This is a genomic window from Arthrobacter sp. fls2-241-R2A-172 (assembly GCF_030208885.1).
GTDB lineage: Bacteria > Actinomycetota > Actinomycetes > Actinomycetales > Micrococcaceae > Arthrobacter.
Genome location: NZ_JARVTB010000011.1, coordinates 15,609 through 28,530 on the forward strand (window position 1 = coordinate 15,609; position 12,922 = coordinate 28,530).

A 12,922-nucleotide genomic window follows, 5' to 3' on the forward strand; every position below is an offset into this window, starting at 1 on the left:
TTTTTAGCCCTCTGTGTATACAGAAACTAGCTTCGGTTCCAACCGTATTCGTTTTCGGGGCGCCCCGGGGTGCCATACCGTGCTGCCCGGGTAACCGTCCCGGCGTCGGCCAAGTACTCCAGGTACCGGCGGGCGGTGACGCGGGACATTCCGAGCGCCTCCATGACTTCGCTGGCCGAGACCGGCTGTTGCCGCGTCTTGACCAGATCCTTCACGGAGTCCAGCGTCGACCCGGAGAGCCCCTTGGGCAGCGGCAACTCCGTCGGGGCGCGAAGGCTCGCGAACGCCTGGTCCACGTCGCTCTGGGAGGCCCCGCCCTTGGAAATCCCGGACAGGGAACCTGCCAGCTGGTCACGGAACGCCCGGTAGCTGCCCAGCTTGTCCGCGAACGTTGCGTAGGTAAAGGGCTTGATGAGGTACTGCACGACGCCGATCGACACGGCACTGCGCACGATGTTCAATTCCCGGACAGCCGTAATCGCGATGATGTCGGCAAAGACGCCGGCCGACCGCATGCGGCGGGCCACGTCCAGGCCGTGCAGGTCAGGCAGGTTCATGTCCAGCAGCACCAGGTCCACCGGTTCGCCGGATGCCGCGAATTCGCCCAGGATCCGCAGGGCCGACTGTCCATCCGGTGCGGTGCCCACCAAGGTGAAACCGTCGAGGCGGCCGATATAGACGGAATGGGCATCGGACGCTATCGGCTCGTCCTCAACCACCAGGACGCGGATGTCTGTCATGCCTGCTCTTCCTCGGGATCCGGCACAGGAAGCACAACATGGAACTGTGCACCGCCGGGATTGCTGATGGTCATCGTACCGTTCAGTCGCTGCACAGCCTGCCTGACCAAGGCCAGCCCGACCCCGCGGCCATGGGCTCCTCCCGTACCTGCTGCCGGCGATTTGGTGCTGAAGCCGTACTGGAGCACGTCGTCAATGGAATCGGGATTGATGCCACTGCCGGTATCCCGCACCGTAAATTCGACGGCGGCAGCGCCCGCTTCCACGTCCAGCTCCACCGAACGCGGGGACTCACCGGCGGCAGCGGCGTCGATCGCGTTGTCCAGCAGGTTGCCGAGGATGGTTACCAGGTCCTGGATCTCAAGCCCGCGGACACCGGAGCTTCCGGAGGTGCGGACCAGCAGTTCCACCCCGCGCTCATGGGCTTCTGCAGCCTTACCCATGACCAGGGCACTCATGACCGGTTCGTCAACGGACGCCACCATGTCATCGGTGAGCTGCTGGCTCAACTCGAGGTCCTTCGTGGCGAAATCCAAGGCCTGCGGAGTGCGGCCCAACTCCAGCAGCGAGACGATCATGTGCAGCCGGTTTGCGTGTTCGTGGGTCTGGGCCCGCAAGGCGTCGGACAACGTCTTCATGGTCTGCAGCTCAGTACCCAAGGACTCAATCTCGGTGCGGTCGCGGATGGTGGCTACCGTGCCGTAAACGGCCGGCTTCTGCCTGCTGCGCCCAGGCACAGGCGCCACCGCCGGGGCCTGGTTGACCACCAAAATCCGAGAGCCCGTGAGGTGGATTTCATCATGGGCCGGCCGCCCGGACTCGAACAGCGCCCGCAGGCTTCCATCGAACGGCAGGTCGGCCAGCCGTGGGGCAGCAGCAGGGGACCGATCGGCGTCGGACGGTTCAAGGCCCAGCAGTTCCGCCGCCTGGTCGTTGTACATCACGGCTTTGCCTCGAGTGTCCACCAGGATGAGTCCCTCGCGAACGGAGTGCAGGACGGATTCGTAGTAGGCGAAGAGTTGGGCCAGCTGTTCCGGACCCCAGCCGCGTGTCACCGAACGCAGGTACCGTCCCAGCAGCCAGGAAGCGATGGAGCCAAAGGTCAGCACCACCAGGGCGATGCCGCCGATCACCGCCAAACGATCGGCGACGTCAGTGTCCACGGTCCGCACGGTCACCCCGGCGGCCACGAGCGCTTTGACCGTGCCGTCTTGGTCTTTGACAGGCGAGATGGTCCGGACCGAGGGCCCCAGGGTCCCGGCAGTGACCTCAGTGAACGTGTTGCCTGCCAGGGCAGGCTCAATGGTTCCGATGTATGGCTTGCCCAGCTCCTCGGCCCGGGGATGGGTCCAGCGCGTCCGGTCAGGAGCCATGATCGTGATGAAGTCCGCATCGGCCTCACTCATGACCTTCAGGGCGTACGGCTGAAGAACGGCAGAGGGATCCCCCGAGGACGCGGCCTGAAGGACAAGCGGATTGTTGGCGATGGATGTCGATATGGCACGCATTCGGCTGCCTGCGTCTCCGTAAGCACGGTCCCTGGCCTCCAGCAAGGAAAACGCACCGAAAGCCGCCGTCAGCGCCAGGACGAACAGCAGGTTCGCCACAAACAGACGGCGGGCGATGCTCCAGCTGTGAAACACGAGGACCTCCCATGACCAATATGACCGCAATGGTGATGTGTGTCACCAGCGGCTCAATGATGGATATCACACAAGGGCAGCGGATTGGACATCAGTGCAGGACCGCAGCGCCTTACACAGTATCCAGAAGGAGAATCCCATGACCTCTCAACGAGGAGAGTCGGCAGTCGCTGCCAAAGGTGGACGTAAGGGGCTCGACAAGTCCCACTACCTGTATATCGCCGTCATCCTGGCCGTGGTGCTGGGCGCCGTAGTCGGCCTGCTGTTCCCCGAGGTCGGAAAATCCCTCAAGCCCCTGGGTGACGGTTTCATCAAGCTCATCAAGATGATGATCGCCCCCGTCATTTTCTGCACGATCGTCCTGGGCATCGGTTCGATCGCCAAGGCCGCAACCGTCGGTAAGGTCGGCGGACTGGCCCTGGGCTACTTCGTGGCCATGTCCACCTTCGCCCTGGCCATCGGCCTGGTCGTCGGAAACCTCATCCACCCGGGCGAGGGACTCAAGCTGACCCCCTATGACCCGAACAAGAAGGCCGCAACGGACAGCACCGCGGACTTCCTCCTCGGAATTATCCCCGGTGACATCCCCGTCCTGCCCACCCTGCTGGCTGCCATCCTGGTTGGTTTCGCCCTGCAGAAGATGGGCAAGGAAGGCACACCCATCCTGAAGGCCATTGGCCACGGACAACGGCTGGTCTTCCGTATCCTCATCATGATCATGTGGCTGGCTCCCGTCGGCGCCTTCGGTGCCATCGCCGCCGTCGTCGGTGCAACTGGTGCACAAGCCATCTTCAGCATGTTCACCCTGATGCTGGCCTTCTACATCACTTGCGCACTGTTCATCGTGGTTATCCTGGGAACGCTGCTCCGGGTTGTCGCGGGCGTCAACATCTTCCGGCTCATGAAGTACCTGGCCCGCGAATACCTGCTCATCTTCTCCACGTCCTCCTCCGAAGCTGCCCTGCCCCGCCTCATCGCCAAGATGGAGCACCTGGGTGTCTCCAAGCCGGTCGTTGGCGTCACGGTACCCACGGGTTACTCCTTCAACCTGGACGGTACGGCCATCTACCTGACCATGGCGTCCCTGTTCGTCGCCAACGCCATGGGCACGCCGCTGGACCTCGGCGCCCAGATCTCCCTGCTCATCTTCATGATCATCGCCTCCAAGGGCGCTGCCGGTGTCACCGGTGCAGGCCTGGCAACACTGGCCGCCGGCCTTCAGGCACACAAGCCAGAGCTCTTGGGCGGCGTGGGAATGATCGTCGGAATCGACCGCTTCATGTCCGAAGCCCGCGCCTTGACCAACTTCACGGGCAACGCCGTGGCCACGGTCCTGATCGGCACCTGGGTCAAGGAAATCGACAACAGCCAGGTGGAGCGCGTCCTCTCCGGCAACGAACCCTTCGACGAGCAGACCATGATCGCCCATGGCAGCGATGAGGAAACTGCCCCCGAGGGTGAGTCCCGGGAAAAAGCAACGGTCTAGCACCGCACCGCGAAGCACTCAATGAAACGAAGGCCGGCACCTGTTGGGGTGCCGGCCTTCGGTGCTCCCCAGGCCGGACCCGGCGTCGTGAACCAGAACCTTCGACTTCAACTAGAGGGTCAAGGCTCAATACGCGGCCAATGTCAAGTTCCCCGGAATACCGTGTCGGGGCCTGTAGCCTTGGTGGGTAGTAGCGCTGTAGCCGGGGGCGCAGCAGCAGGGAAGATCGTCGTCGAAAGAGTGGTTGGATACGTGAGCATCGAACGGGGTTCCGCAACGCTGGAAGGTACCGGGCTCGATCTGGAAGACGCCGTCATGGGGCCCACCGGGCGCCCTTACCGCGAATTTCCGGAACCCGCTCCGTTGGCCTCCCACGGCCCGGCGAGAGTCATCGCCATGGTCAACCAAAAGGGTGGCGTCGGCAAGACCACGTCCACCATCAATCTCGCGGCTGCGCTCGCAGAGTATGGCCGGCGTGTCCTCCTGGTGGACTTCGACCCCCAGGGAGCCCTGTCCGCTGGGCTGGGTGCGAATCCGCACGAGCTCGACCTCACCGTCTATAACGTCCTCATGGACCGCAAGGTCAGTATCCGTGACGCCATCCAGCAGACCGGAGTGGAAGGCGTGGACCTCCTCCCCGCCAACATCGACCTCTCCGCGGCCGAAGTCCAGTTGGTGAACGAGGTAGCGCGCGAGCAGGTCCTGGACCGCGCACTGAAGAGCGTCGAAGACGATTACGACGTCGTCCTGATCGACTGCCAGCCGTCGCTGGGCCTCCTGACCGTCAATGCGCTGACGGCAGCACACGGAGTCATCATCCCGTTAATCTGCGAGTTCTTCGCCCTGCGTGCGGTAGCACTCCTGGTGGAGACCATCGAAAAGGTGCAGGACCGCCTCAACCCGCGCCTGCAGGTGGACGGTGTCCTGGCAACCATGTACGACGCCCGCACCCTGCACAGCCGCGAAGTGATCTCGCGCCTGGTTGAAGCCTTCGGCGACAAAGTCTTCGAGACCGTCATCAAACGCTCCATCAAGTTCGCCGATGCCACCGTAGCGGCCGAGCCGATCACCAGCTACGCCGGTAACCACATTGGCGCAGACGCCTACCGCCGCCTCGCCAAGGAACTGATTTCGCGCGGCGGCGCGCCGTAGCCGACGGTGGTACCGTCGCTCGCCCCGATGACTGACACTCCCACGGCCGCGCCACCGGCCGTTGGGGAGGCCGCGTCCGACGCCGGCACCTCCGAGGCCCGGAAGCCGGGCTTCGAGGTTCGGCTGGCCAACTTCACTGGGCCCTTCGACCTCCTTCTGGGCCTGATATCCAAGCACAAGCTGGATATCACCGAAGTCGCGTTGGCCACCGTCACCGATGAGTTCATCAAGTACATCCGCCGCCTGCAGGAACTGGGGGAGGACTGGGCGTTGGACGAAGCCAGCGAGTTCCTGGTCATCGCCGCAACGTTGCTGGACCTGAAGGCGGCGCGCCTCCTTCCCGCCGGCGAGGTGGAAGACGCGGAAGACATTGCACTCCTCGAGGCCCGGGACCTTTTGTTCGCCCGGCTCCTGCAATACAAGGCCTTCAAGGAAATCGCCGGGATACTGGGCGGGACCCTGGAAGAGGAGGCACTCCGCTACCCGCGGCAGGTGGCCCTGGAAAGCCATTTCGCGGCATTGCTCCCGGAGCTCGTGTGGCGGCACACGCCCGGACAGTTCGCGGAACTGGCGGCCAAGGCACTCAAGCCCAAGGACACGGTGGCCCCGGAAGTAGGCTTGGACCACCTTCATGCCCCGCCGGTAAGCGTGAAGGAGCAGGCGGAGATCATGGGATATCGCTTGAAGCTGGGCGCACCCCTGACCTTCAACGCGCTGATAGCCGATGCCGAGAGCACCCTGACGGTGGTGGCGCGCTTCCTGGCATTGCTGGAAATGTTCCGGGACCGGGTGGTTGCCTTCGAGCAACCCGAGCCCCTTGCCGTGCTGACGGTGCGCTGGACCGGTGATGATGCCGCGTGGGACAGTTCCAGCCTGAGTGAGGAATACGGGCCAATGCCAGGCGCCGACGAATCCGGGAACGATGGAGACAGTAACAATGAGTGAGCAGGAAATGGAGCCGGACGGGCTGGCTGCGCTCGAAAGACTGCCAGGTGGAGCCCGTGCTGCGTTGGAAGCTGTCCTTATGGTCATCGACGAACCGGCCACCACCGAAGAGCTGGCAGCAGGACTGAACGTGACGGTCGCCGTCGTCGAGGATTTGCTGCATGACCTGCAGCGGGAGTATAGCGGCTATACTGTTAAAGCCCCGGACGTGGATGCTGTCGGCTTTGCCGATGCCAGCACTGCACCCCGGGGTTTTGAATTGCGGAACGTCGCCGGAGGGTGGCGGATCTATTCACGGTCGGATTTTGCCGACATCGTGGGCAGGTTCGTCCTTGAAGGGCAGACCACCAGGCTGACTCAGGCTGCGCTTGAGACCCTGGCGGTTATTGCTTACCGGCAACCGGTCTCCAGGGCCCGGGTGTCCGCGATTCGCGGCGTCAACGTTGATTCCGTTGTCCGGACTCTTACCCAGCGTGGTTTGATCGAGGACTCCGGAAACGATCCCGAATCCGGGGCGGTCCTGTACAGGACTACCTCCTACTTCCTTGAACGGATGGGCATTGGCTCGGTGGCGGAACTGCCCCAGCTCTCGCCCCACCTTCCTGGTTTGGAAGGGATCGACGAGTACTACGACGCCACCCGGATGTAGCCAACGGCCACAGACGGCGGCACCAGAACTTAATACGGACACACGCACCGCAACAAGGTGCACAGCAACAAGGGGCAGACGATGTCTGTCCGGCTGGCTAGTGTTGATTTCAACACCAAATGCCGGCCATTACTACACAAGGACGGGTCATGACACAGGCGGGACGCCAGAGTTCACCACGTAACGGTTCGGGGCGCAACAGCTCCGGACGCAATGAGGCCAAGGGCGGCGCAGGCCGCTCCAACGCCGGCGGCTTTTCCGGCCGCGGCGGCAGCGCCGGCGCTGGAAAGCGCAACTTCACCCAGGGCGAGGGCCGCCCCTTCAAGGCTTCGAAGCCGCGCGAAGCGGCTCCCTTCGATCCCGACAACCCCACATCGGCCGGCGATTACGATCGTGGCCAGGCCGCCAGGCCAGCCAAGCCTTTCCGTAAGCCCGGCTCCAACAAGCCCGGCTTTGGCAAGGCTCCCGGTACTCCGGGCGCGCTGAAGCCCAAGCCGAAGCAGGCAAAGCAGTTCGGCTCCAAGGCGTTCGGCAGCGAACGCTTCGGCCAGAACCTGGGCCCCATCCGCAAGCCGGGCCGCAACCGCGGCCCGCGACAGGAAGTCCCGCAGTCGGACCTCCACGACGTAGACGGCGTACGCCTGCAGAAGGTCATGGCGCAGGCCGGCGTGGCTTCCCGCCGCGTGTGTGAGGAAATGATCCTCGAAGGTCGCGTCGAGGTTGACGGCGTGGTGACCACCGAGCTTGGCATGCGCGTGGACCCCACGGCTGCCGTGATCCACGTTGACGGCATCCGGATCCAGCTGGACGAAACACTCGTCTACATGGTGTTCAACAAGCCCAAGGGCGTCGTTTCCACCATGGAAGACCCCGAGGGCCGTCCCTGCATCAGCGACTTCCTCAAGAACAACAAGAACAAGGGCGAACGACTGTTCCACGTCGGACGCCTCGATGTCGCCACCGAGGGACTGCTGCTGCTGACGAACGACGGCGAACTCGCCAACCGCCTGACGCACCCTTCCTATGAGGTACCCAAGACATACCTGGTGCAGGTGCGTGGCCCGTTCCCGCAGGGCGTCGGCGCCAAGCTTAAGAACGGCGTCGAGCTCGAAGATGGCGTAGCAGCTGTGGACTCGTTCAAGCTGGTTGACTCCACTCCCGGCCACGTCCTGATCGAGGTTGTCCTCCACTCCGGCAAGAACCGTATTGTGCGTCGCATGTTCGACGCCGTCGGTTTCCCGGTGGAGCGGCTGGTCCGTGTCAAGGTCGGTCCCATCGGTTTGGGCGACCAGCGACAGGGCAGCATCCGCAACCTCGGCAGGCAGGAAGTCGGGCACCTCCTGGCATCCGTAGGGCTCTAGGGCATGTCGGCATTCGGTACGCACGGCCGGGGCCATCTCGATGGCCCGGTCGTCGTTCTCGGTACAGGCCTGCTTGGGGCCAGCATAGGCCTGGGCCTGCGCGGACGCGGGGTTCCCGTGTTCCTTTTTGACCCATCACCGACCAACCAGGCGGTTGCCGTGGATATCGGCGCGGGCCGCCCGTTGGCCGAGCTTGACGAGCAGCCTCAGCTTGTCGTGGTTGCCGCACCGCCTGACGTCACGGCCGATGTGGTGGAGAGGGCGCTGGTGGACTACCCGTCCGCCGTCGTCGTCGACATCGCCAGCGTGAAAGCCGGCATCCAGGGCGAACTCCGGGAGCGGGGCGTCGATCTCACTCGGTATGTGGGCACCCATCCCATGGCCGGCCGTGAAAAGTCCGGTCCGGTTGCGGCGCGCGGTGAGCTTTTTACGTCCATGCCGTGGGTTGTTTGCCCCACGGAGGAGACCGGAAGCGCGGCCCTGCAGGTAGCCCGTTCGCTGGCGGGAGACCTCGGTGCGACTGTTTCGCAGTTCACCGCGGACGAGCACGATGAAGCCGTTGCCCTGGTGTCGCATTTGCCGCAGATCATGTCATCCCTGCTCGCCAGCCGTCTTCAGGGGACCCCGCTCCATGCGTTGTCCCTGGCCGGCAACGGGCTCAGGGACACCACCCGCATTGCAGCCAGCGATCCCACATTGTGGGTGCAGATCCTGGGTGGCAACGCGGAGAAAGTGGTGTCGATCCTGCATGGTGTCCGCGAGGACCTGAACCGCCTGATCGGAACCCTGGAAGAGCCACTGGCACCTGGTGCCCGCCTCGACCTGGCGCAACTCATCAGCGAGGGCAACGCGGGGCAGGCCCGGATTCCGGGCAAGCACGGAGGGCCCCCGCAGGCATACTCCTGGCTCACCATCCTGGTGGACGACAAGCCGGGCCAGATCGCGCACCTCCTCACGGAGATTGGGGAAATCGGTGTCAACGTCGAAGACCTCCGGCTGGACCATTCGTCGGGCCAAAACGTGGGCATGGTGGAGCTCTCCGTGCTTCCCAGCAAACACGATCTCCTTGTTGAAGCTCTGACTGACCGTGGATGGCGGGTACTCCAGTAATGACACGAGAATTCTTTGGCCCGGAAACGGTCGCCCGCCCCGGTAAGCCTTTGGTGATAGCCATCGATGGCCCGTCAGGTTCGGGGAAGTCCAGCGTCAGCAAAGAGGTGGCCCGGCGTTTGAAGCTGGCGTACCTCGACACCGGCGCCATGTACCGCGCCCTGACGTGGTACTGCCTCAAGACCGGGGTGGACCTTCACGACGGCGCAGCGGTGGAGGACGCCTCCAAGAAGATTCCGTTGGAAATCAGCACGTCCACCGCCACGGAGTATGTAGCCGTGGACGGGACGGACATCACGGAAGAGATCCGGGACCCCCTGATTTCTTCTTCCGTCAGTGCGGTCGCCACCACCCTTGGTGCGCGCACGGAACTCATTCGCCGGCAGCGGGACCTCATCGGACAGCACCACCACCGCATGGTGGTGGAGGGGCGCGACATCACCACCGTCGTCGTACCCAATGCCGAGGTCCGCATGCTGCTGACCGCCAGCGAGGAAGCCCGGCTCCGGCGTCGTGGGATCCAGTTGGGCGGTACGCAAAGCAAGGAACAACTTGCCGCCCAGGTCATCCAGCGGGATGCCAAGGACTCCACGGTAGTGAACTTCACGCAGGCAGCCGACGGTGTAGTGACACTTGATTCTTCGGACCTGGACTTCGAGGAGACAGTGGATACCGCCTTGGCTATTGTCAGCAAGGTCATTTATGGCGACTAAGAACCAGCTCCCCGCGCAATGGAGCCGGCTCTGGAGCCGACCCATCGGATGGATCATTGACCATGTTGTCTACCGGACAGAGGTCACGGGCAAAAGCAACGTGCCCGCGGCAGGCCCGGTGGTTTTCGCCGCCAACCACATCAGCTTCCTCGATGGCCCGGTCATGTTCGGTGCTTCGCCCCGTCCCATGCACATCCTGGTCAAGAAGGAGATGTTCACAGGTATCCTCGGCAAGGTCCTCAGGGGCTCCGGGCAGATCCCCGTGGACCGTTCCGGCGACCGCGCGGCCCTGCATACGGGTAAGAAACTGCTCGACGCCGGTCATTGCGTCGGTATTCTCCCGGAAGGAAGCCGGGGGAGCGGTTCGGCGGAAAGCATCAGCAGCGGAGTTGCCTGGCTGGCACTGAACTCCGCCGCGACAGTCATTCCGGTCGCCATTCTTGGAACCCGCCAGGGCGACGAGCATCGGGACCATATCCCCAAACCACGCCGGAAGCTCTATGTCAGCTTCGGCGAACCAGTCACGGTGAAGCGCCGGAAGGGCGAACCCGGGCGTGTTTCAATGGACAGGGCGGCTGCGGACATCCGCGAGGCCCTGGCTGAACACGTCCAGGACGCCATCCGGGCCACGGGCCAGGACCTCCCCAGCGAGCCTGCGCCCGAAGCGCCCACTTCGCAGCACCGCCAAACAGCAGTAGCCGGGACGCCGGCAGACCACCCCTAAGGAAAGTGCAATGAGCGATACGACTCAAAAATCCGGACTCCACGGAGCCGGCGACGACGAATACACGCCCACCGGCACCGACCAGGTGGCGGAGAACCTGGCTGCCCTGGATGACGAGGAGGCCGAACTCCGCGCCGCGTCGCTCCGGGCGGGCCTGGACGATTACGAGCTCGATGAAGAAGATGCGGCGCTGCTCAGTGGCGAGTACGGCGACGAGGGCGACGAAGGCCCCCTGAAGCTGGACCCCGTCCTTGCGATCATCGGTCGACCGAACGTGGGCAAATCCACCCTGGTCAACCGCATCCTGGGCCGCCGTGAAGCCGTCGTGGAAGACACCCCCGGTGTGACCCGCGACCGCGTGATGTACTCGGCCCACTGGAACGGCCGCAACTTCACCCTCGTGGACACCGGTGGATGGGAGCACGACGCCAAGGGCATCCACGCCCGGGTCGCCGAGCAGGCCGAGATGGCTGTGGAACTCGCCGACGCCGTGCTCTTCGTGGTGGACTCCGCCGTGGGCGCGACCGCCACGGACGAGGGCGTCATGAAGATGCTCCGCAAGAGCAAGAAGCCGGTCATCATGGTGGCCAACAAGGTTGACGACTTCGCCCAGGAAGCCGATACGGCTACCCTGTGGGGCCTTGGCTTTGGCGAGCCGTACCCCGTTTCCGCGCTCCACGGCCGCGGTGTCGCCGACCTCCTTGACCACGTCATGGACACGCTGCCCGAATACTCCCTGGTTGAAGGCGTGGACCGCACCGGCGGACCTCGCCGTATCGCCCTGATCGGCCGCCCGAACGTGGGCAAGTCCTCGCTCCTGAACAAGCTTGCGGGCTCCGAGCGTGTAGTGGTTGACACCTTGGCCGGTACTACGCGTGACCCTGTTGACGAGTTCATCGAACTCGGCGACCGCACCTGGCGCTTCGTGGATACTGCCGGTATCCGTCGTCGCCAGCACATGGCGCAGGGTGCTGACTTCTATGCCTCCTTGCGTACCCAGGCTGCGCTCGAAAAGGCGGAGGTCGCCGTCGTGCTTCTTGCCGTCGACGAAGTCCTCAGTGAACAGGATGTCCGCATCCTCCAGTTGGCTATCGAGTCCGGCCGTGCGCTGGTTCTCGCGTTCAACAAGTGGGACCTGCTGGACGACGAACGCCGGCGCTACCTTGAACGCGAAATCGAGCAGGACCTGGCCCACGTCGAGTGGGCGCCGCGCGTCAACATCTCAGCCAAGACCGGCTGGCACAAGGACCGCTTGGTCCCTGCCCTGGACACGGCCTTGGAGAGCTGGGACCGCCGCATTCCCACCGGACGCCTGAACGCGTTCCTGGGCGAACTGGTCGCTGCGCACCCGCACCCCGTCCGTGGTGGCAAGCAGCCGCGCATCCTCTTCGGCACCCAGGCATCCAGCCGCCCGCCGAAGTTCGTCCTGTTCACCACAGGCTTCCTGGACCCGGGATACCGCCGTTTCATCACCCGCCGCCTCCGCGAAACGTTCGGTTTCGAGGGCACGCCCATCGAAGTCAACATGCGTGTCCGCGAGAAGCGTGGCAAGAAGCGATGAGTGAGACGGGCATCACAGCCGAGTTTGGCTGAGATGGCGTTGGCACCCTCCAACTTCGTGTAAGCTTTTGGAGGTGGTTCGGCCGGACTGCTTAGGTGGGACTCTTCGGAGGAAAACTTAGGCGGAGAACGGTGGAACCAGCGGGCTGTAGCGCAGCTTGGTAGCGCACTTGACTGGGGGTCAAGGGGTCGCAGGTTCAAATCCTGTCAGCCCGACCATGAAGGCCGGAATCACGCGGAAACGCGGCGATTCCGGCCTTTGGTCGTTAACATGCCAAGTTCACCCGGCCTTGTCCGTTGGTCCCTGCGTTCAACGCCTGGGGAAGCGAACAAGACCGGGATCTGGCTAGGCCTTCTGCAGCGCGCCGAGCGCCCGGACGAGGGGTTCAAGCTCCGGCACGGCCTCTGCCGCATCCAGTGCCGCCGCCAGGGTGTCGTCATGGACCGGCTTGGCTGCCTCGAGCAATTTCTGACCGGCTGCCGTCAGCTCGGTGTAAATGCCCCGACGGTCGTCTGCGCACAGAATGCGGGTGAGGAGCCCGCGATCTTCAAGCCGATTGACCAAGCGGGTAGTGGCGCTGCTGGACAGGGCCGTGGCGCGGGCCAGTTGCTGCATCCGCATGTGCCAGCCGTCCTGGCGGCTCAGGGCGTCCAGGACCGTGTATTCGACGACGGACAGCTCGCTTGCAGCCTGGAGTGCCTTCTCCAGTTCCGCTTCGATGCTTCCATGCAGGGCCGCAAGGGTTCGCCAGCCCTGTGCCCGAACCTCGACGGCGTCATCCTTGATGCCCATGTTTGCTGTGCTCCTCAGTTGTTTAGCTGGCCTCCGACAGACGCAC

Annotated in this window: 12 protein-coding genes and 1 tRNA gene; 10 read left to right on the forward strand and 3 right to left on the reverse strand. The window is 64.0% G+C overall.

Annotated elements, in window-relative coordinates; genetic code table 11:
* Nucleotides 1–26: 26 nt before the first annotated feature.
* Together QRM57_RS15490 and QRM57_RS15495 are read right to left on the reverse strand one after the other, a co-directional pair.
* Nucleotides 27–740, reverse strand: coding sequence for a response regulator (locus tag QRM57_RS15490; RefSeq protein WP_284987235.1), 714 nt, complete (start codon nucleotides 738–740; stop codon nucleotides 27–29).
* Nucleotides 737–2,383 carry a sensor histidine kinase gene (locus QRM57_RS15495; protein WP_284987236.1) on the reverse strand — a complete coding sequence of 549 codons (1,647 nt, stop codon included), beginning with the start codon at nucleotides 2,381–2,383 and terminating at the stop codon, nucleotides 737–739. The genes QRM57_RS15490 and QRM57_RS15495 overlap by 4 nt, the downstream gene beginning before the upstream one ends.
* Nucleotides 2,384–2,522: 139 nt before the next feature.
* Here QRM57_RS15495 and QRM57_RS15500 point away from each other — a divergent pair, with 139 nt between their 5' ends.
* The 10 genes from QRM57_RS15500 to QRM57_RS15545 all read left to right on the forward strand — a co-directional run bounded on the left by QRM57_RS15500 (nucleotide 2,523) and on the right by QRM57_RS15545 (nucleotide 12,302).
* Complete coding sequence (locus QRM57_RS15500; RefSeq protein ID WP_235520399.1) at nucleotides 2,523–3,869, forward strand: cation:dicarboxylate symporter family transporter; 1,347 nt, start codon at nucleotides 2,523–2,525, stop codon at nucleotides 3,867–3,869.
* 252 nt (nucleotides 3,870–4,121) lie between these two features.
* Nucleotides 4,122–5,021 (forward strand): ParA family protein, encoded by a 900-nt coding sequence (locus QRM57_RS15505; protein ID WP_257371296.1) that lies wholly within the window; start codon nucleotides 4,122–4,124, stop codon nucleotides 5,019–5,021.
* A gap of 27 nt (nucleotides 5,022–5,048) precedes the next feature.
* The gene (locus tag QRM57_RS15510; protein ID WP_284987237.1) at nucleotides 5,049–5,966 is read left to right on the forward strand and encodes a segregation and condensation protein A; all 918 of its coding nucleotides are present in this window, start codon (nucleotides 5,049–5,051) and stop codon (nucleotides 5,964–5,966) included.
* Nucleotides 5,959–6,615, forward strand: coding sequence for an SMC-Scp complex subunit ScpB (scpB, locus tag QRM57_RS15515; RefSeq protein ID WP_235520402.1), 657 nt, complete (start codon nucleotides 5,959–5,961; stop codon nucleotides 6,613–6,615). Before QRM57_RS15510 ends, scpB begins: the two co-directional genes overlap by 8 nt.
* A gap of 149 nt (nucleotides 6,616–6,764) precedes the next feature.
* Nucleotides 6,765–7,976: a pseudouridine synthase gene (locus tag QRM57_RS15520; protein ID WP_211711352.1), complete on the forward strand. Its 1,212-nt coding sequence runs from the start codon at nucleotides 6,765–6,767 to the stop codon at nucleotides 7,974–7,976.
* 3 nt (nucleotides 7,977–7,979) lie between these two features.
* Nucleotides 7,980–9,086: a prephenate dehydrogenase gene (locus tag QRM57_RS15525; protein ID WP_257371298.1), complete on the forward strand. Its 1,107-nt coding sequence runs from the start codon at nucleotides 7,980–7,982 to the stop codon at nucleotides 9,084–9,086.
* Nucleotides 9,086–9,799 (forward strand): (d)CMP kinase, encoded by a 714-nt coding sequence (gene cmk / locus QRM57_RS15530; RefSeq protein WP_257371299.1) that lies wholly within the window; start codon nucleotides 9,086–9,088, stop codon nucleotides 9,797–9,799. The genes QRM57_RS15525 and cmk overlap by 1 nt, the downstream gene beginning before the upstream one ends.
* A complete protein-coding gene (locus QRM57_RS15535; protein ID WP_257371300.1) occupies nucleotides 9,789–10,523 on the forward strand; it encodes a lysophospholipid acyltransferase family protein in 735 nt (244 codons plus the stop codon). The genes cmk and QRM57_RS15535 overlap by 11 nt, the downstream gene beginning before the upstream one ends.
* 10 nt (nucleotides 10,524–10,533) lie before the next feature.
* Nucleotides 10,534–12,084, forward strand: a complete 1,551-nt coding sequence (der, locus tag QRM57_RS15540; protein ID WP_235520406.1) for a ribosome biogenesis GTPase Der — start codon at nucleotides 10,534–10,536, stop codon at nucleotides 12,082–12,084.
* Nucleotides 12,085–12,225: 141 nt separating this feature from the next.
* Nucleotides 12,226–12,302, forward strand: a tRNA-Pro gene (locus QRM57_RS15545).
* A gap of 127 nt (nucleotides 12,303–12,429) precedes the next feature.
* Here QRM57_RS15545 and QRM57_RS15550 read toward each other — a convergent pair.
* Nucleotides 12,430–12,876 (reverse strand): MarR family winged helix-turn-helix transcriptional regulator, encoded by a 447-nt coding sequence (locus tag QRM57_RS15550; protein WP_284987238.1) that lies wholly within the window; start codon nucleotides 12,874–12,876, stop codon nucleotides 12,430–12,432.
* Nucleotides 12,877–12,922 lie beyond the last annotated feature (46 nt).